Source organism: Brevundimonas sp. UBA7507 (assembly GCF_002478355.1).
GTDB lineage: Bacteria > Pseudomonadota > Alphaproteobacteria > Caulobacterales > Caulobacteraceae > Brevundimonas > Brevundimonas diminuta_D.
On record NZ_DLNP01000013.1, the window covers coordinates 424,785 to 451,147 of the forward strand.

Annotated in this window: 26 protein-coding genes; 17 read left to right on the forward strand and 9 right to left on the reverse strand. The window is 65.9% G+C overall.

Features of this window, described 5'->3' with window-relative positions:
* Nucleotides 1–13: 13 nt before the first annotated feature.
* Together B3D50_RS09535 and B3D50_RS09540 are read right to left on the reverse strand one after the other, a co-directional pair.
* Complete coding sequence (locus tag B3D50_RS09535) at nucleotides 14–1,882, reverse strand: AMP-binding protein (protein ID WP_286950952.1); 1,869 nt, start codon at nucleotides 1,880–1,882, stop codon at nucleotides 14–16.
* 108 nt (nucleotides 1,883–1,990) lie between these two features.
* Complete coding sequence (locus B3D50_RS09540; RefSeq protein ID WP_286950953.1) at nucleotides 1,991–3,472, reverse strand: carotenoid oxygenase family protein; 1,482 nt, start codon at nucleotides 3,470–3,472, stop codon at nucleotides 1,991–1,993.
* A 113-nt stretch (nucleotides 3,473–3,585) separates the two neighbouring features.
* On the opposite strand from B3D50_RS09540, the gene B3D50_RS09545 reads away from it, so the two are divergent.
* The 5 genes from B3D50_RS09545 to B3D50_RS09565 all read left to right on the forward strand — a co-directional run bounded on the left by B3D50_RS09545 (nucleotide 3,586) and on the right by B3D50_RS09565 (nucleotide 8,447).
* Nucleotides 3,586–4,656: a phosphotransferase gene (locus B3D50_RS09545; RefSeq protein ID WP_286950954.1), complete on the forward strand. Its 1,071-nt coding sequence runs from the start codon at nucleotides 3,586–3,588 to the stop codon at nucleotides 4,654–4,656.
* The gene (locus B3D50_RS09550; RefSeq protein WP_286950955.1) at nucleotides 4,653–5,831 is read left to right on the forward strand and encodes an acyl-CoA dehydrogenase family protein; all 1,179 of its coding nucleotides are present in this window, start codon (nucleotides 4,653–4,655) and stop codon (nucleotides 5,829–5,831) included. Before B3D50_RS09545 ends, B3D50_RS09550 begins: the two co-directional genes overlap by 4 nt.
* A gap of 233 nt (nucleotides 5,832–6,064) precedes the next feature.
* Nucleotides 6,065–6,634: a TetR/AcrR family transcriptional regulator gene (locus B3D50_RS09555; protein ID WP_286950956.1), complete on the forward strand. Its 570-nt coding sequence runs from the start codon at nucleotides 6,065–6,067 to the stop codon at nucleotides 6,632–6,634.
* A gap of 77 nt (nucleotides 6,635–6,711) precedes the next feature.
* Complete coding sequence (rlmN, locus tag B3D50_RS09560; protein WP_286950957.1) at nucleotides 6,712–7,809, forward strand: 23S rRNA (adenine(2503)-C(2))-methyltransferase RlmN; 1,098 nt, start codon at nucleotides 6,712–6,714, stop codon at nucleotides 7,807–7,809.
* A 38-nt stretch (nucleotides 7,810–7,847) separates the two neighbouring features.
* Nucleotides 7,848–8,447, forward strand: coding sequence for an AAA family ATPase (locus tag B3D50_RS09565; protein WP_286950958.1), 600 nt, complete (start codon nucleotides 7,848–7,850; stop codon nucleotides 8,445–8,447).
* Between the two features lie 50 nt (nucleotides 8,448–8,497).
* Here B3D50_RS09565 and B3D50_RS09570 read toward each other — a convergent pair whose 3' ends face one another.
* Nucleotides 8,498–9,310 (reverse strand): DUF3313 family protein, encoded by an 813-nt coding sequence (locus B3D50_RS09570; protein ID WP_286950959.1) that lies wholly within the window; start codon nucleotides 9,308–9,310, stop codon nucleotides 8,498–8,500.
* A 266-nt stretch (nucleotides 9,311–9,576) separates the two neighbouring features.
* On the opposite strand from B3D50_RS09570, the gene B3D50_RS09575 reads away from it, so the two are divergent.
* The 8 genes from B3D50_RS09575 to B3D50_RS09610 all read left to right on the forward strand — a co-directional run bounded on the left by B3D50_RS09575 (nucleotide 9,577) and on the right by B3D50_RS09610 (nucleotide 18,043).
* Nucleotides 9,577–9,828: a hypothetical protein gene (locus tag B3D50_RS09575; protein ID WP_269297650.1), complete on the forward strand. Its 252-nt coding sequence runs from the start codon at nucleotides 9,577–9,579 to the stop codon at nucleotides 9,826–9,828.
* A gap of 483 nt (nucleotides 9,829–10,311) precedes the next feature.
* A complete protein-coding gene (locus B3D50_RS09580; protein WP_286951134.1) occupies nucleotides 10,312–11,298 on the forward strand; it encodes a UDP-glucuronic acid decarboxylase family protein in 987 nt (328 codons plus the stop codon).
* A 78-nt stretch (nucleotides 11,299–11,376) separates the two neighbouring features.
* Nucleotides 11,377–12,819 (forward strand): glycosyltransferase family 2 protein, encoded by a 1,443-nt coding sequence (locus B3D50_RS09585; RefSeq protein ID WP_286950960.1) that lies wholly within the window; start codon nucleotides 11,377–11,379, stop codon nucleotides 12,817–12,819.
* A 10-nt stretch (nucleotides 12,820–12,829) separates the two neighbouring features.
* The gene (locus tag B3D50_RS09590; RefSeq protein WP_286950961.1) at nucleotides 12,830–13,966 is read left to right on the forward strand and encodes an NAD-dependent epimerase/dehydratase family protein; all 1,137 of its coding nucleotides are present in this window, start codon (nucleotides 12,830–12,832) and stop codon (nucleotides 13,964–13,966) included.
* Between the two features lie 92 nt (nucleotides 13,967–14,058).
* Nucleotides 14,059–14,784, forward strand: a complete 726-nt coding sequence (bcsS, locus tag B3D50_RS09595; protein WP_286950962.1) for a cellulose biosynthesis protein BcsS — start codon at nucleotides 14,059–14,061, stop codon at nucleotides 14,782–14,784.
* Nucleotides 14,785–14,942: 158 nt separating this feature from the next.
* Complete coding sequence (locus B3D50_RS09600; RefSeq protein WP_286950963.1) at nucleotides 14,943–16,070, forward strand: endo-1,4-beta-xylanase; 1,128 nt, start codon at nucleotides 14,943–14,945, stop codon at nucleotides 16,068–16,070.
* Between the two features lie 93 nt (nucleotides 16,071–16,163).
* Complete coding sequence (locus B3D50_RS09605; protein ID WP_286950964.1) at nucleotides 16,164–17,669, forward strand: sensor histidine kinase; 1,506 nt, start codon at nucleotides 16,164–16,166, stop codon at nucleotides 17,667–17,669.
* Nucleotides 17,666–18,043: a response regulator gene (locus B3D50_RS09610; protein WP_040345610.1), complete on the forward strand. Its 378-nt coding sequence runs from the start codon at nucleotides 17,666–17,668 to the stop codon at nucleotides 18,041–18,043. The genes B3D50_RS09605 and B3D50_RS09610 overlap by 4 nt, the downstream gene beginning before the upstream one ends.
* A 21-nt stretch (nucleotides 18,044–18,064) precedes the next feature.
* Here B3D50_RS09610 and B3D50_RS09615 read toward each other — a convergent pair whose 3' ends face one another.
* The 4 genes from B3D50_RS09615 to kdsA are packed head-to-tail and all read right to left on the reverse strand — an operon-like array spanning nucleotide 18,065 to nucleotide 22,553.
* Complete coding sequence (locus tag B3D50_RS09615; RefSeq protein ID WP_286950965.1) at nucleotides 18,065–19,174, reverse strand: DUF3089 domain-containing protein; 1,110 nt, start codon at nucleotides 19,172–19,174, stop codon at nucleotides 18,065–18,067.
* The gene (gene rfaD / locus B3D50_RS09620) at nucleotides 19,174–20,163 is read right to left on the reverse strand and encodes an ADP-glyceromanno-heptose 6-epimerase (protein ID WP_286951135.1); all 990 of its coding nucleotides are present in this window, start codon (nucleotides 20,161–20,163) and stop codon (nucleotides 19,174–19,176) included. The genes B3D50_RS09615 and rfaD overlap by 1 nt, the downstream gene beginning before the upstream one ends.
* Before the next feature lie 8 nt (nucleotides 20,164–20,171).
* Complete coding sequence (rfaE2, locus tag B3D50_RS09625) at nucleotides 20,172–21,632, reverse strand: D-glycero-beta-D-manno-heptose 1-phosphate adenylyltransferase (RefSeq protein WP_286950966.1); 1,461 nt, start codon at nucleotides 21,630–21,632, stop codon at nucleotides 20,172–20,174.
* Between the two features lie 18 nt (nucleotides 21,633–21,650).
* Nucleotides 21,651–22,553, reverse strand: coding sequence for a 3-deoxy-8-phosphooctulonate synthase (gene kdsA, locus B3D50_RS09630; RefSeq protein WP_412138689.1), 903 nt, complete (start codon nucleotides 22,551–22,553; stop codon nucleotides 21,651–21,653).
* A gap of 125 nt (nucleotides 22,554–22,678) precedes the next feature.
* Here kdsA and sseA point away from each other — a divergent pair, with 125 nt between their 5' ends.
* A complete protein-coding gene (sseA, locus tag B3D50_RS09635) occupies nucleotides 22,679–23,524 on the forward strand; it encodes a 3-mercaptopyruvate sulfurtransferase (protein WP_286950967.1) in 846 nt (281 codons plus the stop codon).
* Here sseA and B3D50_RS09640 read toward each other — a convergent pair whose 3' ends face one another.
* Nucleotides 23,525–24,469 carry a DMT family transporter gene (locus tag B3D50_RS09640; protein WP_286950968.1) on the reverse strand — a complete coding sequence of 315 codons (945 nt, stop codon included), beginning with the start codon at nucleotides 24,467–24,469 and terminating at the stop codon, nucleotides 23,525–23,527. It lies immediately after the preceding gene.
* Nucleotides 24,470–24,600: 131 nt separating this feature from the next.
* Between B3D50_RS09640 and B3D50_RS09645 the strand changes: the two genes are divergently transcribed.
* From B3D50_RS09645 to B3D50_RS09655, 3 genes are read left to right on the forward strand one after another with little or no spacing between them, the layout of a single operon-like run.
* Nucleotides 24,601–25,017 (forward strand): YbaY family lipoprotein, encoded by a 417-nt coding sequence (locus tag B3D50_RS09645; RefSeq protein ID WP_286950969.1) that lies wholly within the window; start codon nucleotides 24,601–24,603, stop codon nucleotides 25,015–25,017.
* 3 nt (nucleotides 25,018–25,020) lie between these two features.
* Nucleotides 25,021–25,260, forward strand: coding sequence for a ribbon-helix-helix domain-containing protein (locus tag B3D50_RS09650; RefSeq protein ID WP_040345615.1), 240 nt, complete (start codon nucleotides 25,021–25,023; stop codon nucleotides 25,258–25,260).
* Nucleotides 25,257–25,988, forward strand: a complete 732-nt coding sequence (locus tag B3D50_RS09655; RefSeq protein WP_286950972.1) for an SIMPL domain-containing protein — start codon at nucleotides 25,257–25,259, stop codon at nucleotides 25,986–25,988. Before B3D50_RS09650 ends, B3D50_RS09655 begins: the two co-directional genes overlap by 4 nt.
* 24 nt (nucleotides 25,989–26,012) lie before the next feature.
* Here the strand turns inward: B3D50_RS09655 and B3D50_RS09660 are convergent, their stop codons facing one another.
* Complete coding sequence (locus B3D50_RS09660) at nucleotides 26,013–26,360, reverse strand: DUF488 domain-containing protein (RefSeq protein ID WP_269297683.1); 348 nt, start codon at nucleotides 26,358–26,360, stop codon at nucleotides 26,013–26,015.
* Nucleotides 26,361–26,363 lie beyond the last annotated feature (3 nt).

A 26,363-nucleotide genomic window follows, 5' to 3' on the forward strand; every position in this document is an offset into this window, starting at 1 on the left:
TATTCTCTCTGTTTCAGGCGACGACCACGCCCGGCCCCGGCGGCTCGGCGTAGAGGGCCTCGACCTGGGCCCTGCGGTTATCGATGACGGCGCGGCGGTTGATCGTCGCCTTGTCCGAAACCTCGTGTGCGTTCGGGGCGGGCGGCGTGGTCAGGAAGGCCAGGCGCGCAATGCGGGCGCTGGCGCCGTGGGCCGTGGCGTTATGAGACATCAGACGCTCACGCACCGCTTCGGCCAGAGCGCCGGACGCCAGAGCCTCGCCGATCTCCATCCCCAGCTCGGACTTGATCCCCGCCGGCGACGGCCAGGCCAGCGCGCCCAGCCAGGGCCGGTTATCATCACACAGCGCCACCTCGGCGACAAGAGGCGCCAGCGTCTGCAACGCCGCCTCGCGCATCTGGGCGCTGAACACCCATGATCCGGTCGACAGCTTGAAATGATCGGCCATGCGCCCGGCGAAGAAGACGCCCTGTGTCGGATCGGCCGGATCCGTCAGACGCGCCAAATCGCCCATGCGATAAAAGCCCTCGTCGTCGAACGCCTCAGCTGTGCGTTGCGCATCATCGTGGTATCCGGTCATGACGTTGGGACCGCGCACGCGTATCTCGAACCGCTGGTCATCATGCGGAACCAGCTTCACCTCGACCCCCGGCGCAGGAAGCCCCAGCCCCAGTTGATCGGTGTATTGATGCACCACCATGAAGCCCGCCGTCGTCTCGGTCGCGCCATAGGCCGAGGTCAGCATGATGCGATGTCCTGTCTCGGCCACGGCCATGGCCTGTATCCGATCGCTGACCGACTGGGACAGAGCCGCACCGCCGAACACCATGACCCTCAGTTCCGAAAAAAAGGTCCGGCGCAGTTCGGCGTCAGCCTCCAGCGCATCGGCCAGCATGGCGTAGCCCGCCGGCACATTGATGTAATAGCGCACCGGACGTTCGCGCAGATTGCGGATCGACTCTTCGAACAGGCCCGGCATGGGCTTGCCGTCATCAATATAGAACGCGCCGCCCGCAAAAAGCACCGCGCGCAGGGTGGCCGCTCCGGCCACATGGTTCCACGGCATCCAACCCAGCATATCGCCTGACCACGCGTAGCCCGCGCCGACCACCTGGGCCGCCTGCGCGGTATTGGCCGCGACCGCCCTTAAACTCAGCGGCACCACCTTGGGCAGGCCCGTCGAGCCGGAGGTCATCATGAACTGCGCGATCTGATCCGGCTTCAGCCCCGCAATCGCCGTCGCAACAGACGGACCAGGAGGTGTCGCCATAACCTCGGCCAGCGACACGCTGGGCCGGGACAGAGCTTCGGGCGTCGCTGTGATGACGACAGCATCTTCGAGGTCCAGCGCATCAATGGCGGCGGCAGCCATGCGCGCGTCTTCGACAAGCAGGATCGAAGGCTTCAGGCTGTGGATCACATGTTTCAGCCGCCCCAGATCACCGCCCAGCAAGGCGTAGTGGGCGCTGACCGGGGCTGTCGGCACGCCCGCCGCCAGAGCGCCGAACAGAAAGGCCGCCATGGCCGGGCTGTTGGCGCCCATCATCATCACCGGGCCGTCCGTATGCTGCGGATGGTCCAGCAGCCATTGGGTGACGGCGTCCATCGCCGCCTTGAGTTCGCTGTAGGTCTGCGCCGTCCAGACGCCGCCTGCGGCGGGATCACGCCGCGCCAGCGCCGTCATCTCGCCCTGACGGGCGGCGACCTCGGCGAAGGCTCGCGGCAGGTTCCAGTCATGATCGTTCAGCGCAATGCGCGTCCGCATCCGCAGTTCGCCGTCCGCCGCGCGTTGCACGTCCAGGTCGACAGGCAGCAGGCCCGCGTCGCGAAACGGCGCCGCCCGCCAGGGCGCGGCCGCCTCTCCAATGCTCAAAGACGTCATGGAACCCCTCCCGATCGCCGCCTCAAGACGGTCTGCTAATGAAAGCAAGATGTGACGGGTTTTGCCCTCCGGTCAAGCGACCCGCCCACCCGCAGCGTCACGCCCGCCTCAGACCTCCCCGTCCGGAAGGAAGCGACGATCCGCCCAGCACGCATGGGTGCCGGAACTGATCTTGTGCGGCAGGGCGATGCGACAGATCGGCCCCGCGTCGAACCGTTTGCAGTCGATCAGCACGCATTCCGACCGGCCCGCGTTCTCGTCGATGATGAAACTGACCAGATATCCGTCGTCCTCGTCCGTCGCCCCGATGCGCGGCGCGAACGGCGCCTCGCTGGCATAACGGCCGTCAGGCAGGTTCACCGTCCAGGATTCGCCAGTCTTCAGATCGTGTTTGATGAAACCGTTGAACAGGAACCAGCCAGGCTTGGTCGTGGTGCTGTAGGCGTAACGATAGGGCTGACCGGCGTACTGCTGATTGATTGTGCCAAACTCGACCAGCCGATCGTCCAAGCGCTCTTCCTTGGTCGTCCCGTCCTTCAGGTTGAAGCGCCAGCGGTGCAGTTTCGGCCGAAAGCTGTTCTCGTCGACGAAGGCCATCATATGAGCGTGCTCGGCGTAGATCTCGGGCAGATCGCCCAGAGGGTCCGGCATCGGCTTTTCCTGGAAGTAGCCGTCCATGATGATCTCGTCGCCTTCCTCATAGGCGTTGAGGAAGTGCAGCACATAGGTCGGCGCCGCCTCGAACCAGCGGATGTCCTCGATCGTCCCATAGCGGGGAATGACAGCGAAGCGCGACGGCATGTCGGGGCGATAGCGCACGGCGTGATAGCCCGCCTTCAGCGCCTTCTCGTCCCAGAACAGCGGGAAGTCGTTCAGGATGGTGTAGTTCTCGCTGAAGATCATGTCATGCGGCAGACGCGCACCCGGCAAGGGGATCGGCGTGTAGTGCGTTCTCCGCCCGTCGGGCGCGACCACGCCGTAATACATGTAGGGCGCGTGCTTGGAGTAGTTGAAGAACAGCAGTTCGCCGGTCCGTTCATCCACCCGCGCGTGAGCCGACACCCCGTCCAGCGGCGCCCAGGACGCGACGCCTTCATCGTCCAGGGTATTGGGGTCCAGCTGATAGGCCTCGCCGCACTGATAGAAGGTCGCCAGCGCCTTGCCCGCATGAACGACAACGTCGGTGCTGGCCGAATCCTTGATGCCGCCGTGGGCGCCGAATCCGGGACGCTTCGACACCCCCGGCCCGTCCATCATCCCGCCCCACAGGCTCTCACCCGCCTGCTGTTCAGCCTGAAAGCAGCGTCCCCTCACGAAGCGGTTGCGATAGTCGGCCTTGCCGTTCCGGAAGCTGATCTGATGCAGCATCCCGTCGCCGTCGAACGGGTGATAGCGCCCCAGCGGCGTGTGCACCTGGTTTTCCGTGTTCCGGATGTAGACGCCGTCGATGTCCGTCGGGATATCACCTTCGATCACCTCCAGATCATGGGCGTTCACCTCCTCATGCTGCGGAGTCCACGGCCCGCTCAGATAGGGGTGGTTGCTGGGCTTGAGGGTCGCGACGATGGGCGACAACCGCTCGATCTGCATGGCTCGTCTCCTGGCTCTGGACGAACCCTCGCGCTTTTGGTCTATTTACGCAAGTTACATGAGCGTCTTTTTTCAGGACGCTCCCGACTTTTGCTCAGGTCACAGGACTGTTCATGATCCAGCAAGCCGCCTTCGAGGGCGCCGGACCGATCCGCGCCGGCCATGAATTGCCGCTGGACCGACTGACCGACTGGTTGCTGCGTCATGCTCCATCGGCGGGCCAATTGAGGACCGTCCGGCAATTCAACGGCGGCCAGTCGAATCCGACCTATCGCCTGGACACCGACGTCGGCGCCTTTGTCCTTCGCCGCAAACCGCCTGGCGCCGTGCTGAAAGGCGCCCACGCGGTCGAGCGTGAGTTCAGGGTGATCTCCGCGCTGCGTCAGGCGGGCTTCCCCGTGCCCGAGCCGCTGACCTTGTGCGAGGATGACGCCGTCATCGGCTCATCCTTCTATCTGATGGAGATGGTCGAAGGACGCATCTTCTGGTCGCCCACCCTGCCCGATCTGTCGCCTGACGTCCGCGCCGCACATTTCGACGCCCTGAACGCAACGATCGCCCGACTGCATTCTCTGAATGTCGACGCCATCGGCCTCGGCGACTATGGCCGACCCGGCGATTTCTTCGCCCGCCAGATCGCCCGCTGGTCGCGCCAGTATCTGGAGGACGACCTGGCCGGACGCGATCCGAACATGGACCGACTCGTCGCCTGGCTGCCCGAACACGCTCCGCCAGACGACGGAGCCGTTTCCGTCGTCCACGGCGATTTTCGCGCCGACAACGCCGTCTTCACCCCGGACCGGGAGGAAGTGCGGGCCGTGCTGGACTGGGAACTGTCCACCCTGGGGCACCCCATAGGCGACTTCACCTACCATCTGATGATGTACCGGCTGCCGCCGCACATGATCGGCGGTTTCGCCGGCGCCGACCTGGCGGCCCTCGGCATCCCGAGCGAAGCCGACTACCTGGCCGCCTATTGCGAGCGCGTCGGGCGCACCCCGCCCACGGCGCGAGATCTTCGCTTCTACATGGCCTTCAACATGTTCCGGCTGGCGGCCATCCTTCACGGCATCAAGGGACGGATCGCGCGCGGTACGGCCGCCTCGGCCCATGCCCAGACAATGGCCGACAACCTGCCCGAACTCGCCGCCCTCGCCTGGGCCCAGACGGAGACGACCTCGTGAACCAGAATGATCTCGAACAGGGCCGCGTCATCGCCGAGCGCGTCGAACGGTTCGTCCGTGATGTCGTCATTCCCTATGAGAAGGATACGCGCGCCACTGCTCACGGACCGACGGATGAACTGGTCGCCGAACTGCGGGGACTGGCCCGAGAGGCTCGTCTTCTGACGCCCCATATCGGCGCCGACCGCTCCCACCTCTCGCAACGCGCGACGGCGCTGGTGCTCCAGGCCTCCGGACTGTCGCCGCTAGGCCCGATCGCCCTCAACGTCATGGCCCCCGACGAAGGCAATATGTATCTGCTGGGCAAGGTCGCTGACGACGCCCAGAAGCGCCGCTTCCTCGATCCGCTGGTCAGCGGCGAAGCCCGCTCGGCCTTCTTCATGACCGAACCGGCTGAGGACGGCGGGGCCGGCTCCGATCCCTCCATGCTCCAGACCACCGCGGTCCAGGACGGCGACCGCTGGACCATCAACGGGCGCAAGGCCTTCATCACCGGCGCGGTCGGCGCCTCTGTCGGCATCGTCATGGCCCGCACCGACCCCGGCGACGGCAAGACCGCCGCCACCATGTTCCTGATCGACCTGCCTGACCCCGCTGTACGGGTTGAGCGGGTGATGGAGACGATCGACTCCTCCATGCCCGGCGGCCATTCGATCGTGCGTCTAGATAGCCTGTCGGTCCCCTCGGATCAGATTCTCGGCGCGCCGCACGAAGGCTTCCGCTACGCCCAGGTCCGCCTCAGCCCGGCCCGCCTCAGTCACTGCATGCGCTGGCTGGGCGCCTGCCGTCGCGCCCATGAGATCGCGTCGGCCTACGCTGTAAAGCGTCACGCCTTCGGCAAGCCGCTTATCGACCACGAGGGCGTCGGCTTCATGTTGGCCGACAACCTGATCGCGCTGAAGCAGGCCGAACTGATGATCGACTGGTGCGCAAGCGTGCTGGATACGGGGGCGCTCGGCACGACTGAAAGCTCCATGACCAAGGTCGCCGTGTCCGAGGCCCTGTTCGGCGTCGCCGACCGCTGCGTTCAGATTATGGGCGGCGCCGGCGTCTCCGGCGACACCGTGGTCGAACAGATTTTCCGCGAGGTCCGCGCCTTCCGCATCTATGACGGCCCCAGCGAGGTCCACCGCTGGAGCCTCGCCAAGACCGTGAAGCGGCAGATGACGAGCTAGAGCCCTCCCCCGCCTCGCGCGGCCAAGGCGGCGGACGCTCGCGGGCGGGCCCGACGCGCCGTCCGTCTTCCTCTGGGACGGATGATCTCGCGGCTTCTGCTCAGCCGATTGATAACCTTCTCGCAGGTTACCAAAATGGGTCTTCGGCTGATATGAGCTCGGCGACAGGAGACAGCGGCGATCAGCCGAAAAGCCTGGAACAACCGCACTAGCCGCCAGAACGAGACCCGAGCATGCCGCGCCCCAAACGCCAGAGCGATGAAGCCGTCCTCGACGCCGCCCTCCAGGTCATCCTGGAGAAGGGGCCGGCCTCGTTCACCCTGACCGATGTGGCGATCGCTGTGGGCCTGTCGCGAGCGGCCCTCATCCAGCGTTTTACCGACAAGGCGACGCTGCACCGCAAGGTCATGGAGCGCATGACCCAGGCGGTCCGCGACTATTTTGCGGGACTGTCCCCGGAAACTGGCCTCGACCCTCTGTGGTCGATGCTGAAGGATCTCATCGCCGGGATGGGCGGCGGCGGCGGAACGGAGCGCTATCTGCTTCTTCTCCTGGCCGACCTTTCCGAACCGGCTCTTCACCACCTTGCCGCGGAACGCAATCGACTGGTCATGCAGGCGATCGAGAGACGGTTGCCGGCAAGTCCGCACGATCCCGCCCAAACCGCCAGTCTGGTGCAGACGGTCATCCAGGGCTCCTGTATGCAGTGGCTCGTCGCGCCGCAGGGCGATCTGGCCGCCTATATGACGGCCGCTACACGCGACCTCCTCACGCTGCTCTACCCCGGCCACGCTTTCGACTGACGCTCGACGCGGGCTTTGGACCAATCAGGATTGATTTATAACCTACTCGTTGGTTATAAATATATCGTCGCCCATGAGTGCGACGGCGCCTGCTGTCCTGGAACGCGAAAATGCCTGACCACCTCGAGCCGTCCCTGGTGGCTTCATCCATCTCGCCGGCCCGTCTCGCCCTGGATCTCACGGCGACCGAGTTCGACGCCCTGAACAGCGGCGTTCAAGGCCGCCCATCCTATCGGGCGCTCTTCTCCCCTCATGCGGACCTGCCTCGATCCCTAAGACTCTGGGCGGACGCCTCAGGCCTGCGATTGCGGGGGCTGAAGCGCCTCACCCATGATCGCGGCGGCCAATCGCAGAAAATCCTCTTCGGACTGCCCGACGGCTATGCGGTCGAGAGCGTCCTGATCCGACGTCACGACGGGCATACCGCCTGCGTCTCCTCGCAGGTCGGGTGCGCATTCGCCTGTCAGTTTTGCGCCTCAGGTCAGGCCGGTCTGATGCGAAACCTCTCGGCGGGCGAGATCGTCGAACAGGTGGTGCAACTGGGCCCGAAGGTCAGACGCATCGTCTTCATGGGCATCGGCGAGCCTCTCAACAACTATGAGCAGGTCATCAGGGCGATCCGCATCCTGCGGGACCGTCGCGGATGCGATTTTCCCACTACAGGCATTACGATCTCCACGATCGGCATTCCCAAGGCTCTGGCCCGGCTGCGCGAAGAACATCTGGGCCTGAACCTGACCATATCCCTGCACGCCACGACGCAGGATATCCGGGACCGCCTGATCCCCGGCGCGCGCAAGCACGACATTGGCGAGGTCGTCGATCGAGCCCTGTCCTGGGCCGAACGGCACAACCGCACCGTCACCTTCGTCTATCTGATCCTGCCCGGCGTCAATGATACGCAGTCCGATGCAAGACGCCTCGCCGAGATGATAGCCGGCCAGAGGGCGAGGGTGAACCTGATGCGCTGGAACCCTGTTGAAGGCGTCGCCCTCGACCGCACGCCCGACCATAGCCTGGGAAGGTTCCGCAGGACGCTTGAGCGCGCCGGCGTCCCCGTGGTCGTCCGCGACACGCAAGGGCGCGACATTTCCGCGGCGTGCGGACAGCTCTGGTTGCGCGACCTGAAGGGGCTCAGGGTCGAAAAAGGGTCAACGCGGCGCAAGGCGGCCTAGCCGCGCGGTCAAGGCTGCGCCAAGGACAAGGAGCCCCCATGCTTGGGTGCAAAGGCGAAATACTGATCCTGACCGGGCCGCCAGGAGCCGGAAAAACCACAGTCGCCGCCGCTCTTGCACGAACATCGGGCTCGTCGAAGGTCCATCTTCACGCGGACGACTTCTGGCGCTCCATCGGAAACGGCGCCGTTCCGCCCTATCTGCCGGAATCGGACGCCCAAAACCGCGTGGTGATGGATGTCCTGTCGCGCGCGGCCTCCGCCTATGCTGAGGGCGGGTATTTCGTCATTCTCGACGGAATCATCGGCCCCTGGTTCCTGTCACCCTTCCAAAGGCTGCAGGTTCCCATCCACTATGTCGTTCTTAGACCGCCGCTCGATACGGCCATACGCCGCTGCCGGCGACGCGGCGGCGAAACCCTTGCCGATCCTGCGGCGATCACCTTGCTGCACCAACAGTTCGACGGCCTCGGATCACTGGAGACACACGTCCTGGCGGTCGACCGAGGCATTCAACCCCATCAGTTGGTCAGTCGCGTTGCATCCATTGTCGTCAGTCACAGCAACTTGCTCGGCCACGGCGACCGTTACAGTGCGGACTGCATTCCGCCCTGCCCTTTGGCGGACGCTTCTGCGTGACGCCAGCAACGCTAGTTAGCCGAGCGCCGCCTCCGGTAGCTCCCTCCCGTTCAATGAGGCTGGTCTTTTGGCTCATGTTCCGGGGTGCTGACGACGCGCCCCCCGCTCAACGCCGGCTCATAAAGGCCCGTAGCGAAGCTTGCGACAAACCCCTCAACCCGCACACGTGGGCCGAAACGCTGACAGGGGTCTGGGTCCGGTATGGATCTTATCTTTCGATCGCTCGGCGCCAAGGCGTCGCCCACCATGTCGCCCAAAGGTTCGGCAAGCTGATGAGCATCGCCGATGCGCGACAATGAAGGCTTGTCCGTTCCCACCACCATGGCGTCGCGTCGCCAGACAATGGCGGCGGCCTGACGTCCGTCCGGGGTCACGAGTTCAGCCTCGGCGCCAAGGCCCCCTGTCCCGCCCGGCGCACGCACCTTTACCGGACCGGGAATGAAGAAGTTGGCGACCGCCGCCGCCGCCGAGCCCGCCTGATGGGTCGGCCGAATATAGGTCACGCCCACGCGCACCGTCCCGGCCCTGGGGTCGGGCTGGTCTGAAATCTCGAACCGCTCGCTCAGCTCATAACAGAGCTGTCGATCAACCTCGTTAAGCACAGCCTGCCGATCGGCCTGCGAGAGAATAGGGGCCGCGACTCCGAACACTTCGGAAGGCGCAATCCAGATGCGCTCGACCGATGAAGCCAGAGCATCATCACGACGCTGCAAGACCGAAGCCCTTACCACATCAGTACGAGGCTCAAGTCCCTCGTAGGTCGAAAGAAAGCCCGATCCAGGCTCGACCTGGGCCGTGGCGCAGGCGCCCAAGGTCGCCGACAATCCCGCCGCAACGGCGAGGCGCGCAATATCGCTACCCATTTTTGCTTCCTCCTGCTCAGGAAGCACTACGCAGCGGCACGCGCGCCGGATCAGAACCAGGCCGCTAGTGTCGGGTTTCCAGCACTGCGGTCTTCGGCATGGCCTAGCGCAACGCAGTCCTTCGCTGGCGGGTGGCGAGACAAGTTAGTCGGCCCCGCCGATGCCCCAGCCGTTGGCGCTTCTACAGAGGGTTTCCGGCCGCCTCGCCATAGGTGGAACCGAATTGACGCCGCCTCGTTTGGAGCGCGCCTTACGAGGAAAGCGGCGTGAATTCATATTACTGCATCGTCAACACCCCCGGCGTTCCCGCACGGGAAATCGAGGTCCTGAACGCACACGACGACAGGTCGGCAATCGCCGCCCTGGACGCGGTGGCTCGGCGATGGATCGGCTTCGACACCATTGAACTCTATCACGGGGAGCGCATCGTAAATGTGCTGTGCAACCCCTCCATGGGTTTCCCGACGCCTCCCCTGCCCTCCACAAGCCTTCTTACATCCTGGGATGAGGCCGCCTGAAGAAGCGCGCGCCGACAACAGGCGCTCAATCAGAGAGATATCCACGATGGCCGGGCCGTCAAGCGGTCCTTCGAACCCGCATGTGCGGAAGCGCAATGCGAAAGGGACCTAGTATTTCCGCCAAGATGAGGCCGCGCCGCGTGAGATGATTACATGACGGCGCCTCGAGACGAGAGGCGCAGCCCCAGGCCGGTCGCTCCCAACCACTGCACAGCGTTCATCGGGCCCGCGATCCCCCGCCGCGCCGTTTTCGCGCGTCAACCGACAGATTCGGGCAGAAATTTGGCGCCGGCGTCGTCCCGAAATGGAACTCAATTATTAACGAACAGTTAACGCCAATGTCGGCGGCGTCAGGGGTCATGAAATCTCCCCTGTCACGCGAATACAGTATGCAGGTAGCGTTGTTCAAGCAATTGTAAACAATCATCAAGGCTGAAGGCGATGACAGGCAATCGCTTTTCTTATGCGCCGCAGAACGACGCCATAACCTCCAAGCGGATCGCCGTATCAGGCGGCGCAGGCTTCCTGGGATCGCATCTATGCGGGCGACTGATTGACGCCGGCCATCATGTGACCTGCATTGATAATTTCCACACGGGTCGACACGCGAACGTCGCTCATCTGATGAGTTCGGATCGCTTCCACCTGGTGGCGCAGGATATCAATGAGCCGCTGGACGAGGCGCTGGGCCGCTTCGATCAGATCTACAATCTGGCCTGCCCCGCCTCCCCGGTTCACTACCAATATGATCGGGTGAAGACGGCCATGACCTGCTCGATCGGCACGCTGAACCTGCTGAAGCGGGCGGCGGCGGACGGGGCGCGGTTCTTCCAGGCCTCGACGTCGGAAATCTATGGCGACCCGGAAATCCACCCGCAGGTGGAGAGCTATCGCGGCAACGTCAACACAGTGGGCCCTCGCTCCTGCTACGACGAAGGCAAGCGGTTCGCCGAGACCCTGGTGACGGACTTCGGCCAGCAGCACGGCCTAACCACGCGGATCGTGCGCATCTTCAACACCTATGGACCGCGCATGCATCCCGACGACGGACGGGTGGTGTCGAACTTCATCGTCCAGGCTCTGGTCGGCAACGACATCACCATCTACGGCACGGGCGAGCAGACGCGCTCCTTCTGCTTCGTTGACGACCTGATCGAAGGGTTCGTCCGCCTGATGGACACGGACGAGGATATCGACGGACCGGTCAACATCGGCAATCCGAGCGAGATCACAGTCAATGAGCTGGCTCATCAGGTCATCGCCCTGGCGGGGTCGCGCTCGCGATTGGTCTATCACCCGCTGCCGATCGACGATCCGCGCCGTCGCAAGCCCGACATCTCCAGGGCGCTGACCCACCTGCACTGGTCGCCCCAGGTGCCGCTGCAGCACGGACTGAAACAGACCATCGCCTATTTCACCGCCGAGCTTCAGGGCGAGAGAGTCGCCCAGCCCGGCGCCGCCGCGTCGTGAGACGACGGACCGACGAAAAACCACGGGACAGAGCAACCACCACCGACTTATTGGGCAAATAACTGGGCGAGCGGCGTGATGAACACTCAAGATCCGAACTGGGCGACCCTGCTGGTCTGGTTGTTCGCTCTTTCCCAGATCCTCTATCTCGGCAGCTTCCTGCTGGAGATGTACTTCCGCTCGCTGCGCGTCGAGCGCGTGGACATGGACGAGCCCCTGCCGGCCAGCGAGGCGGACTATCCCTTCATCGTGCTGCTGTATCCTGTGCTGCGGGAGCTGGAGAGCACCATGGAGACGACGTTCACGTCTCTGGCCAAGCTGGACTACCCCGCCGACCGCTATCGCGTCCTGGCCATCCCCAACAGCAACGACGCCGAGACCATCGCCAGTCTGCAGCGGCTGAGCCGGGCCTATCCCTTCGTCGAGATCCTGGCGGTGCCGCCGACCAGCGACGCCAGCTGGGACATGGTGTGGAACGCCTGGGACCGGAATCCGAAGGCCTACTGGTGGCACAGCGGCAAGCGGGCCGGGGTCAAGGATCTGCCGCCCAAGAAGACGCGCCAGCTGATCTACGCCACCTATCACGTGGCCGAGACCTATAAGGACAAGAGCGGGCTCACGATCGACTACATCGACGCCGACAGCTGCCCGCCGGCCGACCACTTCAAGGCGGCCGCCATCGGCCTGCGTCGGTTCGATGTGCTGCAGGCCCGCAATGTGGCGGGCAATCTGAACGCCAGCCTGGCCGCCGCCTTCCACGCCTTCGACCACATGACGTGGGACGGGGCCAAATACGGCCACCTGTCCGATCCGAAGCAACCCTACTGGGTGCTGGGCAAGGGCCTGTTCTTCAAGGTCGACGACCTGATCGAACTAGGAAGCTTCCACCCCTGGATCGCCATCGAAGACCCCGAGGTCGGCCAGCGCTTCTGGAAGAACGGCCGGACGCTGGGCATCATCGAAGGCTCCCTGATCGAAGAGGTGCCCGAGACCTTCCGCGAGGGCGTCACCCAGAGGAAACGCTGGGTCGCCGGCTTCTTCCAGAGCCTCACGACGCCGCTGAAGGAGATGGACTTCAGCTTCGGCGAGCGGGTCCGCGTGTGGATGAACTTCCTACCCTGCATGTCCATGTGGGTGAACACCCTGGGCATTCCCTTGGGCGTCTGGGCGGCTTGGCGGTTCTTTCAGGGCGACGACTTCCTGCCGCTGTGGCTGGTGATCCTGTCGATCTTCAACATCGTCGCCTTCTCGATCCTGATGATCGGCCTCTACATCAAGACGTGGCGGCGGACCGACCTGGTGCTGGACGGCGCAGGCGCGCGCATCGGCTACATGCTGATGGTCAATCCGATCTTCATCATGGTCTGGTGGTGCGTCTGGATCATCCCGCTGACGCTGGGCTTCGTCATGTATCTGCGGGACAGCGGCCTGGCCTGGCAACGAACCGAGAAGATCGACGCCAACAACACCCTCGTCCGCACCAAGCTGGATGAGTTCGGCATCCTTCGCCACCACCACTAGGCAGACGGTCATGGACAAGCACATTCTCATCACCGGCGGGGCGGGCTTCATCGGCTCCCACCTGGTCGACGCCATGCTGGCGCGCGGCTATCGCGTGACGGTGCTGGACAGTCTGTCGCCCCAGGTGCACGGCGACGCCGAACTGGATGCGGACGGGTGGCCCGTCTACCTCGACGCGCGGGCGCGCCGCATCAAGGGCGACCTGCTGGAGGACGGGGTGTTCGAGGCGGCCTTGGACGGCGTGACCCACCTGGCCCATCTCGCCGCCTCGGTCGGCGTGGGTCAGAGTATGACCAACATCGTCGACTACACCCGCAACAACGTCATGGCGGCGGCCGTCATGCTGGAGACCCTCTCCCAGCGCCCGCACACGGTCGAGCGGATCGCCGTCGCCTCGTCCATGTCGATCTATGGGGAGGGAGACTACGTCCGCCCCTCAACCGGCGCCCATGTAACCACCGACATTCGCCCGCACGCCCAGCTGGAGGCGCGTCATTGGGATCTGATGGTCGACGGCGAACCGCTGGAGCCCTGCCCCACGCCGGAAGAGAAGCTGCTGCAGCCCAACTCCATCTATGCGGTGAACAAGCGCGACCATGAGGAGATGTTCCTGTCCGTCGGCCGGGCCCTGCGCATCCCCACCGTGGCCCTGCGGCTGTTCAACGCCTATGGCTCGCGCCAGGCCCTGAGCAATCCCTATACGGGCGTGGCGGCCATCTTCATCTCGCGGCTGATGAACGACCAGCCGCCGCTGGTGTTCGAGGACGGGCGGCAGATGCGCGACTTCGTCCATGTGCAGGACGTGGCCGAGGCCTTCGCCACCGTGCTGGATGACGACCGCGAGATCTGGGACGTGTTCAATGTCGGCAGCGGCGCGCCTGTCTCCATCAACGAAATCGCAGGCGTCCTGGCCCGGCTGCTGGGCAAGAACATCGCGCCTGAAGTGCTGAACCGCTATCGGGTCGGGGATATCCGTCACTGCTTCGGCGACATCTCCAAGATCGAGCGCACCTTCGGCTTCACGCCTCGGCGGTCGATGGACGAGGGCATGGAGGAGTTGATTTCCTGGGTGTCGCACACCCGCGCCCCCATTGACCGAAGCGCAGAAAGTCTGGAACAACTGTCCAGGGGAAGGTTGGTCGTCTGACAGAATTCCCGCCTGTTCTGTATGCGTTTTGTAGTGTCTCCGCCGGCGTCGCCAGCATCTGGCGCGTTCGATACTTCGCAAGGAACTGACCCATGCCTCACCGTCGACGCCCGATGACTTCCCTGGCCGCGCCAGCGGCGGCGGCCCTCGTCTGCACGGGCGTCGCCTGGGTCGGGCCGGCCTCGGCGCAAAGCGATGTGACCGTGTTCGCGGGCGGCCAGCTGGACGTCGCCGACAGCGCCTATGCCGGAGCGACGATCGGCCTGCCCGGCTCGGTCGATTCGAAGGGTTTTGCGGTGCGCGGCTCGGTCTACACCGGCAGCTACGACTACAACTCAGGTCCGAATGAGATCGCCGCCGACTTCACCGGCGCCCAGGCGGAGCTGATCTATCGTTTCGGCAACGGCCCGACCTGGGGCAGCGTCGGCATCGGCTATCGCTATGTCGACACCGACCTCAGCCCCGCCGATCCCGGCAATCGGCGCGACGGCGGCCAGGGCGGCGTCATCGTCTCCCTGGACGGCGGCCATGTCTCCGGCCCCTGGCGGGTCGATTGGTACGGCTCCTACGGTTTCGAACTGGACGATTACAACGTCCTGGCCAGCCTGACCCATCAGGTCGGCTCATCCGGCCGCGTGCGCCTGGGCATGGAGGTCGCGGCCGAAGGCGACACCAACTACAACGCCTATCACATCGGCCCCGTGGCCGGGTTCAAGCTGAACGATAAGTCAGAAATCCAAGTTTCTGTCGGCCTGAGCGACGGCGATCAACGCAGTTCGCAGGCTTATGTTCGGCTCGGTTTCTATCGAAGCTTCTAGAACGAAGAGCCGGAAGAGCGAACGATTACCGGCTCAGCTCATGGAAACACCGTTTTCGCGCCCAACTTCCCGTCCCTGACGCCTCTTAAGATTGCGCCTTAACGAGACGTTAGGCGTAGTAAGGCAGCCTTCTCGCGTTCCTGAGGAGGTGCAGCCGAATGCTGCCGCGACCCACCAGACGAGCCTTCATCGGCGCCGCCGCGCTTGCGCCCGCCCTTGGACTGGCGGCGTGGCGTCCTGTGCGCGAAGGCCTTCCGCTGGATCCTCCGCCTGTGAAGACCGCCACCCTCGCCGACGCCGCCAGCGCGCAGGGCCGATATTTCGGCGCCGCCGTCCGGGCCGAACAACTGCGCCAGAACGCCGAACTGCGCGGCGCGGTCCTGCGCGACTGTCAGGTGCTGACGCCTGAAATCCATCTGAAGTGGAACTCCCTGGAATGGCGCAAGGGCGAGTTCAACTTCGCCCCGGTCGACGATCTGCTCGATTTCTCGCAAAGCCACGGCATGCAGGTGCGCGGCCACACTCTGCTGTGGGATCAGGGCACGCCCGACTGGGCCAGGCAGGAGATGCTGCGGCGTCGAGACTGGTCGCTGATGTCCGGGCACCTGGAGCGCGTGCTCAAGCGATACGGCGACCGCATCGCCGACTGGGACGTCATCAACGAACCGATCGACACCCAGGGCGGGGCGGGCGGCCTGAGACGCAACGTCTTCCACCGCGCCTTCGGCCCGACCTACATCGAACGCGTGCTGGAAGAGGCGCGCGCACTCGCGCCCAAGGCTCATCTGGTCGTCAACGACTACGGCTTTGAATACGACAATCCCGTGGATCAGGCCCGGCGCAAGGCCATCGTCGCCCTGGCGCGACGGCTGCGCGCCTCGGGCGCGCCGCTGGACGGCATCGGCGTTCAGGCGCACCTGGACCTGTCCAAGGGACCGCTGGCGGCCGACGGCCTGCGCGACATGACGCAGCAGCTGGTCGATCTGGGGCTGGAGATCACGATCACCGAACTGGACGTGAAGGAATCCAGCTTCCACGGCACGGCGGCCGCGCGCGATCAGAAGGTCGCCGATGAGACGCGCCGCTATCTGGAGACCATGCTGGCCTTCACCCAGGTCCGCGGCGTCGTCACCTGGGGCCTGAGCGATCGTCACTCCTGGCTGTCCGAGCCCCCGCAACGTCAGCATGCGGACGCTCCGCCGAACCGCGGCCTGCCTTATGACGTCGATTACCGGCCCAAACCGATGTACCACGCCCTATCTGAGGCGTTGCGCCTGAGCGCATAGCTCCCAACCTTTACTTTTGCTGCATTTTCAGGCCAGGAAACGGGCACCCTTTCCGCTTATCCCGCGTTAGGGACGCAGTGATAGGGGTTGGATTTGCGGAAGCTCGCCAAAACAATCGATCTGGTGGCGGCGTTCGACTCCTCTCCCAACCCCTATATGCTGCTGGATCGCGACCTGCGTTTCGCCGGCATGAACCAGGCCTACCTGGACGTCACTCAACGCCGGCGCGACGACCTGATCGGCCATCACGTCATGGAAATGTTCGCGCCGGGCGACGCTCCCGACAGCGAAGAGGAAAGCCGCCGGCTGCGCGCCTCCTTCGACAAGGTGTTGGCCACGGGCGAACCGGATCATCTGGCGGTCCTGCACTATCCCGTTCTGACGCCCGGCCCCGACGGAGAGCCGGTCTTCGATGATCGGTTCTGGAGTTGCACCCATACGCCGATCAAGAATGAAGACGGTCAGGTCACGCACATCCTGCAGCACACCAGCGATGTGACCGAGCTTCTACGTCTGCGCCAAAAGACGGTCGACGGGGCGGGCCAGTCATCCGCTCTGGACGCCATGGTGGGCGATGAAGTGTTCCGACGGGCCGTGAAGATCGAAGCCAACAACCAGCGCCTCGAAGCCGAACGCAAGCAGCTCACCGACATGCTGATGAATGCGCCGGGCTTCGTTGCGGTGCTGAACGGCCCCAACCACATGATCCAGTTCTGCAATGAAGCTTGCTATCGACTGGTCAGCCATCGCGACATTCTGGGCCAGCCGGTGCGCGACGCCCTGCCCGAACTGAGCGACCAGGGCCATCTGGATTTTCTCAACGACGTCTATGAGACGGGCGAGCCGGTTTATGGCCGCCAGCGCGCCTTCGCCCTGCGGCACGCGCAGGACGGTCCGCTGGACCACCGCTACATCGACTTCGCCTATCAGCCCATTCGCGGCGACGAGGGAAAGATCGTCGGCATCTTCGTTCAGGGCCACGATGTGACCGACGTAGTGCTGGCCGCCGAGCGCCAGAAGCTGATGATCGACGAGCTGAACCACCGGGTGAAGAACACCCTGGCTACGGTCCAGTCCATCGCCATGCAGACCGCGCGCACGCACCAGGATCCCGGCTCCTTCGCCGCCGCCTTTCAGTCGCGCATCCTGGCCCTGTCGCACACCCACGACCTGCTGACCCGCAGCCATTGGGAAGGCGCCGACCTGCGCGCCGTGCTGGAGCATGAGACACAAGCCCACGGCATCGGGCGACTGACCATGAACGGACCGCACGTCGCCCTGTCGCCGGCGCGCGCGGTGTCTCTGGGCATGATCTTCCACGAGCTGGCCACCAACGCCGCCAAATACGGCGCCCTCGCCTGCGGCGACGGCCGCGTCATGGTCGACTGGGCCATCAGCGACCAGAAGTCGCCGCGCCTGCACATCACCTGGCGCGAAGCCGGCGGCGAACCCATCCCCGAGCCGGAACGGCGCGGCTTCGGCACCCGCCTGATCGAGCGCAACGTGCGCCATGACCTGCATGGGACGGTGCAGCTCTCCTATCCGCCCGAAGGCTTCTGCGCCGAGATCAGCCTGCCCCTAGAAACGGAAACCTTATGACCGACGTGCTTTCAGGCCGCCGCGTGCTGATCGTCGAGGACGAGTCCCTGGTCGCCATGCTGCTGGAGACCATTCTCAGCGACATGGGATGCACCGTCATCGGCCCGGAATCGAACGTCGGCGACGGCCTGCGCGTCGTGACCGGCGAGACCGATCTCGACGCCGCCCTGCTGGACGTCAATGTGGCGGGCCAGGAGGTCTTCCCCATCGCCGAGGCGCTGAAGGCGCGGGGCGTCCCCTTCGTTTTCTCGACCGGCTATGGCGAAAGCGGCCTGCCCGAGCACTGGCGCGGCAATCCCACGGTGCAGAAGCCCTTCACGGACGCCGCCATCCGCGACGCCCTGATGGCCGCTTTGAACATGAGCATGGCCTGACTGCGGCCGTCTAAAGCTCCTTCAGGCGGCCGCGGCTGCGTGAGCGCCTTCCCAGGCCTTGAGGCGACGCAGCACGTCCGCCTCGATGTCGGCGTAGAACAGGTTGTAGGCCGGGATTCGGCGCTGATCGGCCCAGGACACCGGCGTGCGGAAGGATTCGGAGCTCAGGCGCGAGCGCCACAGGATGCCCTCCCGGCATTCGGCCGCAACCAGGCGGCGCTGAAATGCGGGCCGCGCGCCCCATTCCAAATTGGTGGCGTTGGTGGCGCCTCGGCTCTCACGCGCCTCGGATACGGGCGCATCGACTGATCCTGTCACCGGGTTGACGCAGGCGATGGGCGCGTCCGCGGCCTCGACCAGGGCGCCGCGATCATTCCAGGTCAGGGCGCGGCGAATGACCCGCTTGGCCTCGCCCTCGCCGTTCTCCTCGACCGCGCGCCAGGACAGGGCGCAGCCGGTTTCATCCTCTGTGCGGCACAAGGGCGTGTGGGTGAAGCGGCTGACCGGCGTCACCCCCTCGACCAGATAGGCGGCGACCAGACGCGCCTTGAGCGAAGCGTCCCTGGCCACCCGATCATGCAGCAGACGGTCGACCAGATCGGCGCCCTGCTCCACCCCGACCAGGACGATCGGGCCGTCCGGGCGCTGCGCCAGCCAGCGGTCGAAGGCGGCCTCGATGTCGCCATAGGCGAAAGCCCGCGCTTCGCGCGCGTCCTCGCGCAGCGTCAGGCGGCTGTAGAGGCTGGCCTGGCGATACAGGGGGGCGCTGACGTCGCCCGCCGAGGCGAACGGCCCGGCGTAGTTGGGCAGGACGACGGTCCGCAGCTTGGCCAAGGCGCGGCGGTCGTCGATGGCGCCGTTCCAGTCGCTGCCGCCGTCGTAGGTGGTGGAGTGGACGAAGAAGACATGGGCAGCCCCCGCGCCCGGCGCACGGGCGTTCAGCAGCGCCCAGGCGCTCTTATCGTCATAGTCGGGCGCGGCCGGGGGCTCATAGGTCTGGAACGGAATCTGAGGGTCCAGCCCCGCGCGCAAAATGTCGCCGCGCCACACGGCCACCGCCGCCGTCAGCAACAGGACGAGCGCGAAGCCCGTGTAGCCGACCCACTGTCGAAAGGTCAGCTTGGAGCGCATCAGCGGTACGGGTCCGGCTGGGCCAGGAAGTCCTGGACGTAACGGCGGACGCCTTCCTCCAGCGGGGTCGACTGGCCGCCGTAGCCGAGGGTGCGGATGCGATCCATGCTGGCCTCGGTGAAGTACTGATAGCGATCGCGGATCGCCTCGGGCATGTCGATATAGGCGATGGACGGCTCCTTGCCCGCCGCCGCGAAGGTGGCGCGCGCCAGATCGGCGAAGGAACGCGCCTGGCCCGATCCGGCGTTGAACACGCCCGAAATGTCTTCGCGCTCCAGCAGCCACAGGATGATGCTCACCACGTCGTCGACGAAGACGAAGTCGCGCAACTGGCCGCCATCAGGGTAGTTCAGGTTGTGCGAACGGAACAGGCTGACCGTCTCGCCCGCCTGAACCTTGGGCCAGATCTGAGCGACGACCGACTTCATGCCGCCCTTGTGGCCTTCATTCGGGCCATAGACGTTGAAGAACTTCAGCCCGGCCCACTGGCGCGGCGCCTCGCCCCGATCCGCCTGACGCACGGCGTATTGGTCGAACAGGTATTTCGAATAGCCGTAGGCGTTTAGCGGGCGCAGTGCATTCAAGCTGTCAGGATCGTCGCGATCCTCAAACCCCGCCTCGCCGTCGCCGTAGGTGGCGGCCGAGGAAGCGTAAATCATCCGCACATTGCGCACCGCGCACCAGTCCCAGATGTCGCGCGACAGGCTGAAGTTGGTGCGCAGGATCAGGTCGGCGTCCGGCTCGGTCGTCGAGGAGATGGCGCCCATGTGGATCACCGCCTCGATGCGATCGGCGTGACGCTCCAACTGCTCGAACAGCTCTTCGGGCGCCCACAGGTCGGCGATGGGGTGTTTGGCGATGTTCTTCCACTTGGCGAGATCGGCCGTCTCCAGCCGGTCGCAGACGACCACGTCCCAGGCGCCGCTCTCGCACAGGCGGGCGACAATGTTGGAGCCGATGAAGCCCGCGCCGCCCGTGACGACGATCATTCTCGGGGTCACGCTCGCTCTCCAGTCATCTTCTCGATGGTCTTCGTCGTGGAATAGCCGTCAGCGAAGTCGGCCAGACGGACTTCGCCGCCCCAGCTTTCGACCTCGGCGGCGCCGACGACCTTGTCCTTGGTGTAGTCCGAGCCCTTGATCAGCACATCGGGCTTCAGCCGCTCGATCAGGGTGATGGGCGTCGGGTCGTCGAAGGCGGTGACGCGATCGACGCTGGCCAGACCGCCGATGACGGCGGCGCGGCTGTCCAGATCATTGACGGGCCGGCCCTCGCCCTTCAGGCGGCGCACCGAGGAGTCGGTGTTCAGCGCCACCACCAGCCGGTCGCACCAGCCTCGCGCCTGAGCCAGATAGGCGACGTGGCCGCGGTGCAGGATGTCGAAGCAGCCGTTGGTGAAGCCGACCTTCAGACCCTGACGCTTCCACGCCTCGACCTGATCGGCCAGTTCGTCCAGCGGCGTGACCTTGGACTGGGCGAGAGCCGCGTGCTGGCTCATCTCGGCCTCGATCAGTTCGGCGGGCGTGACGACGGCGGTGCCGCTCTTGCCCACCACCACGCCCGACGCGAGGATGGCGAACTGCACCGCCTGCTCCAGCGTCGCGCCGGCGCCCAGCGCCAGCCCAAGGGCCGCTAGGCAGGTGTCGCCCGCGCCCGACACGTCGAACACTTCACGCGCCCGGCCGGGGAAGTGGACGACGCCGCCTCCACGCCGCGCCAGCGTCATGCCCTTGCCCGCGCGGGTGACGATGACGGCCTTGGCCGTGGTGGCGGACAGCAGGGCCGCCAGCGCCGCCTCGACCTGTTCATCCGTCTCGGTCGGCAGGCCGGTCGCGCCCGCCAGTTCGCTGGCGTTCGGCTTGATGACGTCGACCGCGCCATAGCGGGCGAAGTCGCGGCCCTTGGGATCGACGATGACCGGCGCGCCGTATTCGGCTCCGGCCCACAGCGCCGCCTGAATGGCGCCGTCATCCACCACGCCCTTGGCGTAATCGGACAGCAGGATGGCGCCCGCGCCCTGAAACACGGACCTGTCCGCATAGCCGGAATGGAGGGCGGCCTCGTCGTCCAGCCGCAGAAGCTGCTGGCCGGCGGCGACGAAGCGCGTCTTGACGATGGTGGCGGCGCCTGCGGGCCGGATCAGGGCGTCCTCGATCCGGTCCTCGGCGGCGATCAGATCGGCGAGTTCGGCGCCCGCCGCGTCATCGCCCGCGACGGCGCCCAGACGGGCCTGACCGCCCAGAGCCGCAACGTTGCGGGCGACGTTGCCCACGCCGCCGGGCATGGCCACGGTGCGGCGCGCGCGCAGGACGGGGATCGGCGCCTCGGGCGAGATGCGGCTGACCTCGCCATAGACATAGCGATCCAGCATCAGATCGCCGACGCAGGCGACCTTCAGGTCGCGCACGCGCTCCAGCAGGGACTGCAGGGCGCCGAGATCGAGAGAACGTTCAGCCATGACGCCGAACTAGCGGATTCACGCCGTCTTCGCCATCGGCCCCTTGTGACCCAGCTTGATGGCCAGGTCGTCGAAGGCGATCAGTTCGGCGGCCAGAGCCTCGAACTGGCTCAGCGGCACCATGTTCGGGCCGTCCGACGGAGCGTTGTCCGGGTCTTCGTGCGTCTCCATGAAGACGGCGTCGACGCCGACCGAGACGGCGGCGCGGGCCAGCACCGGCACGAACTCGCGCTGGCCGCCCGAAGACGTGCCCTGCCCGCCCGGCTGCTGAACGCTGTGGGTCGCGTCGAACACGACGGGGCAGCCGATCTCGCGCAGCACCGGCAGGGCGCGCATATCGCTGACCAGGGTGTTGTAGCCGAAGCTGGCGCCGCGCTCGCAGGCCATGACGTTGGGATTGCCCGCGCCCGTGACCTTGGCGATGACATTCTTCATGTCCCAAGGAGCGAGGAACTGCCCCTTCTTGATGTTGATCGCCTTGCCCGTGGCGGCGGCGGCCAGCAGCAGGTCGGTCTGACGCGACAGGAAGGCCGGGATCTGCAGCACGTCGACAGCCTCGGCCACGCCCGCGCACTGGGCCTCGGAGTGGACGTCGGTCAGGGTCGGCAGGCCGGTGACTTCACGGATTTCGGCGAAGATCGGCAGGGCGTCCTTCAGGCCGATGCCGCGCGCAGCCGTGGCGCTGGTGCGGTTCGCCTTGTCGAAGCTGGTCTTGTAGATGATGCCGAGGTTCAGGCGCTCGCCGATCTCCTTCAGCTGATGAGCGGTTTCCAGCGCGTGCTGGCGGCTTTCCATCTGGCAGGGGCCGGCGATGAAGACGATGCGGGCGCCGCCGCCGATGACGACGGGCTTCTTGAGGCCTTCGGACAGGGTGATGACGGCGTTCGGAGAGGTCACGGCGGCGCTTTCAACTGGTTTCAACGGCGGTTCGCGGGCCTGTGCCGCGACTTATAAGTCGGACAGGTGGCGTCGCGGATGCGTTTTCGCAACTTATCGGGCGACTCAGGCGCTGACCATCGCTGACGCGATCATGATAGGCTGACGAAATGACCCACACCGACACGCCCCTGATCTCGACCGAAACTCTGGCCTCGCGGCTGGGCGCGCCGGACCTGAGGATCATCGACGCCAGCTGGTGGCTGGACGGGCGTGACGCGCGAACGGATTTCGAGCGCGAGCGGCTGCCGGGCGCCGTCTTCTTCGATCTGGACGCCGTGTCGGATCGGGAAAGCCCCTATCCGCACATGCTGCCGTCGCCGGACATCTTCGCCGAGACGATGGGCGCGCTGGGCGTCGCGGAGAGCGACGACATCGTCGTCTATGACGCACAGGGGCTGTTCTCGGCGGCGCGGGTCTGGTGGACGCTGCGGACGATGGGCGCCCGGCGCGTGCGCGTGCTGGACGGCGGCCTGCCCAAATGGAAAGCCGAAGGACGGCCTCTGCAAGGCGGCGCGGCCGACGCTCCCGTCCCTGCGAAGTTCGAGGCGCGGTTCGACGCCGACGCCGTGACGGACTTTGATCAGGTGCGCGCCGCGCTGGCGGACGGTCTTCAGGTGGTCGATGCACGTGGGGCTGCGCGTTTTCGGGGGGAAGCCGCCGAGCCGCGCCTCGGCGTGCGAGCCGGCCATATGCCGGGTGCGCTGAATCTGCCCTTCTCCAACCTGTTGAATGCGGACGGCACGCTGAAGCAGGCTCAGGCGCTGGACGACGCCTTTCGCGCCGCGGGCGTCGATCTGGAGCGGCCCGTCATCACCAGCTGCGGCTCGGGCGTGACGGCGGCGATCCTGACGCTGGGACTGGCCGTGCTGGGGCGGCCGTCGAGGCTCTATGACGGGTCGTGGGCCGAGTGGGGCGCGCGTCCCGACGCGCCGGTCGTAACGGGCGAGGCCTGATCAAGCCGCCGAACGCTTCGGCGCGCGGATCAGGAACACCTGCCCGGCCAGAACCAGGGCCAGTCCCACGAAGGCCAGCACGCCGAAGCGCGCCCCTTCGAACATCACCGACACCAGCATGGCGATCGGCGGCGTCAGGGCGGAGATATAGCTGGCGGTCGCATACCCCCTCGCCCGCGCGATGGTGAAATAAAGACCGAAGGCGATGACCGAGCCGAACACCGCCAGATACAGCAACGAGATCACATAGGCCGGGCTCCACGCCACCGACCAGGAGACGCCCGTGACCAGGGCGTAGAGCGCCAGCGTCCCCGTGCCGTAGGCCATGGCCCAGGCGGTGGACGGCAGCACCTGCGAGCCCGCCTGCTGCCCCTTCCAGGCGAACCAGTTGCCGAAGGCCGAGGCGACGACGGCGATAACGGCGAAGCTGACGCCCGCGACCGCGTGGACGCCCAGACCTGCGCCCATCACCTCGCCCGCCGACAGGACGCCGACGCCGACCACGCCCAGCCCTGCGCCCAGCCAGGCGGCGGCGGCGGCCTTCTGGCCCGAGGCGACGCGGAACAGGATCAGATTCAGGAAGGCCAGGGCGGCGAAGATCACAGCCACAACGGCCGAGGCGATCTTCTCCTCCGAGGCGTAGACGAAGGCGTAGCTGATGGCGAAGGAGAACAGCCCCTGCCCCAGCGCCGCCAGATGCTGAGCCCGCGTCAGGGCCAGCCGCCCGCCCGTCGCCTTGACGATCAGGGCCAGCAGGGCCGAGGCGATGCCGAACCGCAGCACCACCGAAATCACCGGGTCTACGGCGCCCAGCTGGAAGGTGATGGCGTACCAGGTCGTGCCCCAGATCAGGGCGCAGACCCCGACACCCCCGATGGCCAACACAGCGGGTGAAGACAGGCGCGACGACGCAGTTTCGGATTGGGGAGCTTCAGACTGTGACACGCCGGCGACTCGGTCGAAACGAAACGGGAACTTCCGATAGCACCGCTTTGTCCCCGCCGTCTCTCTACTGTTGCAGCCTTATGTGACGCTGGCGCGTTCTGCTAAGCTGGCCGCACACAAAGGAGATGCTGATGCGCTCATTCCTCGCCCCTCTCGTCCTGGCTCCGGTCATGCTCACCGCCGCCTGCTCGTCCATGCCCGAGAGCCCCGCAGCTTCCACCGACGTGCAGGTCACGGCGACCTATCGCGAGCGCATCATGCTGCCGCCAGGCCATGTTCTGACCGTCAAGGTCGAGGACGTCAGTCGCGCAGACGCCCCCGCCCGCGTCGTCGCCGAGACCACTCAGCGCCTGGACGGTCGCGGCCCGCCCTACGCCGTCACCCTGTCGGTGCCGAACGACAAGATCGACAGCCGCATGGAATACGCCGCCCGCGCCGAGATCCGCGATCCCTCGGGCGCACTGCGCTTCACCACGGACACGCGCCATTCGGTGCTGACGCGCGGCGCCTCGAACAGCGCCGACATCGTCATGGTGGGCGTGCGCTAAGCCTTGAGCGGCCTCGCCAAACGATCGGTGCTGCTGTCCGGCCACGCCACCTCGGTGGCGTTGGAGCCTGAGTTCTGGGCCGTGCTGGACGCCATCGCAGCCGAACTGGCGCTCAGCCGGTCCGGCCTGCTGATCCGCATCGACGCCTGGCGGGGCCGCCGCCCCCTGGCCTCCGCCTGCCGAATCCTGGCCCTGCAGTGGACGGGCGGCGACCGCAGTTTCGCAGAAGAGAAAACGCCATGAGCGACGCTCGCGTCGACAACAATCGCCTGATTCCCGCCGCCGTCTTCGGCGGACTGGTGGCCGTGGGCCTGATCGGCGGCGGCGCCCTGATCGGTCAGGGCGTGGTCAACGCCCGCGCAGGCGACCGCTCCGTCACCGTGCGTGGCCTGGCGGAAAAGGACGTGAAGGCGGATCTGGCCGTCCTGCCGATCCGTTTCACCACTTCGGGCGACGTTCTGTCCGAGGTGCAGGCGCGCATCGACGGCGATCTGGCCATCGTGCGCCAGTTTCTGAAGGCCCAGGGCTATCCAGACGACGCCGTGGACCTGGGCCAGTTGGGCGTGGCCGACACCCGCTCGCGCGAATACGCCAGCCAGACCGGCGGGCCGCGTTTCATCCTGACCCAGACCGTCATCGTGCGCACCACGGACGTCGACCGGGTCCAGACCACCACTCGTAACCTGAACGATCTGGTGCGGCAGGGCGTGGTGTTGCAGGACTTCAACGGCCCCTCCTACATCTTCACCAAGCTGAACGACGTGCGCCCGGCCATGATCGCCGAGGCCACCGCCGCCGCCCGCAGCGGCGCTGAACAGTTCGCCAAGGATTCCGGCGCGCCGCTGGGGCCGATCAAGACGGCGGGACAGGGGTCGTTCGAAATCCTGTCGCGCGACGGCACGGGCGACGAAGCCGGCACGCCGAACAAGAAAGTCCGGGTCGTCACGACGATCAGCTATCGACTGAAATAGGCCCGCGCCAATGCGCCCGCCTGGTCAGAGGTCCGCCAGATAGGCCGCCAGCACGACGGCGTCGTTGTGCTCTTCGTCCCTGGCCCCATAGACCAGGGTCGCCGGGCCATCGGCCAGCGCGGCCTTCAGTTCGGATACGACATCGCCGTTGGCCTCCAACTCCGCGCGATAGCGGTGCTGGAACTCCGTCCATTTCGCCGGATCATGGCCGAACCACTGCCGCAGCTCCGTCGTCGGCGCGATCTGCTTGAGCCATAGGTCCACGCGGGCCCTGTCCTTGCTGAGACCACGCGGCCAGAGGCGGTCGACCAGGATGCGCGTCCCATCCGCATCGGACGGCGGTTCATAGACGCGCTTCAAGGCGACCTTCACGGC

Excerpts from the sequence above, each read along its gene's own strand:
- B3D50_RS09535 (WP_286950952.1), bottom strand. The coding sequence starts at position 1,882 with ATGACGTCTTTGAGCATTGGAGAGGCGGCCGCGCCCTGGCGGGCGGCG.
- B3D50_RS09540 (WP_286950953.1), bottom strand. The coding sequence starts at position 3,472 with ATGCAGATCGAGCGGTTGTCGCCCATCGTCGCGACCCTCAAGCCCAGC.
- B3D50_RS09545 (WP_286950954.1), top strand. The coding sequence starts at position 3,586 with ATGATCCAGCAAGCCGCCTTCGAGGGCGCCGGACCGATCCGCGCCGGC.
- B3D50_RS09555 (WP_286950956.1), top strand. The coding sequence starts at position 6,065 with ATGCCGCGCCCCAAACGCCAGAGCGATGAAGCCGTCCTCGACGCCGCC.
- B3D50_RS09565 (WP_286950958.1), top strand. The coding sequence starts at position 7,848 with ATGCTTGGGTGCAAAGGCGAAATACTGATCCTGACCGGGCCGCCAGGA.
- B3D50_RS09570 (WP_286950959.1), bottom strand. The coding sequence starts at position 9,310 with ATGGGTAGCGATATTGCGCGCCTCGCCGTTGCGGCGGGATTGTCGGCG.
- B3D50_RS09585 (WP_286950960.1), top strand. The coding sequence starts at position 11,377 with ATGAACACTCAAGATCCGAACTGGGCGACCCTGCTGGTCTGGTTGTTC.
- B3D50_RS09590 (WP_286950961.1), top strand. The coding sequence starts at position 12,830 with ATGGACAAGCACATTCTCATCACCGGCGGGGCGGGCTTCATCGGCTCC.
- bcsS (WP_286950962.1), top strand. The coding sequence starts at position 14,059 with ATGCCTCACCGTCGACGCCCGATGACTTCCCTGGCCGCGCCAGCGGCG.
- B3D50_RS09600 (WP_286950963.1), top strand. The coding sequence starts at position 14,943 with ATGCTGCCGCGACCCACCAGACGAGCCTTCATCGGCGCCGCCGCGCTT.
- B3D50_RS09610 (WP_040345610.1), top strand. The coding sequence starts at position 17,666 with ATGACCGACGTGCTTTCAGGCCGCCGCGTGCTGATCGTCGAGGACGAG.
- B3D50_RS09615 (WP_286950965.1), bottom strand. The coding sequence starts at position 19,174 with ATGCGCTCCAAGCTGACCTTTCGACAGTGGGTCGGCTACACGGGCTTC.
- rfaD (WP_286951135.1), bottom strand. The coding sequence starts at position 20,163 with ATGATCGTCGTCACGGGCGGCGCGGGCTTCATCGGCTCCAACATTGTC.
- rfaE2 (WP_286950966.1), bottom strand. The coding sequence starts at position 21,632 with ATGGCTGAACGTTCTCTCGATCTCGGCGCCCTGCAGTCCCTGCTGGAG.
- sseA (WP_286950967.1), top strand. The coding sequence starts at position 22,679 with ATGACCCACACCGACACGCCCCTGATCTCGACCGAAACTCTGGCCTCG.
- B3D50_RS09645 (WP_286950969.1), top strand. The coding sequence starts at position 24,601 with ATGCGCTCATTCCTCGCCCCTCTCGTCCTGGCTCCGGTCATGCTCACC.
- B3D50_RS09655 (WP_286950972.1), top strand. The coding sequence starts at position 25,257 with ATGAGCGACGCTCGCGTCGACAACAATCGCCTGATTCCCGCCGCCGTC.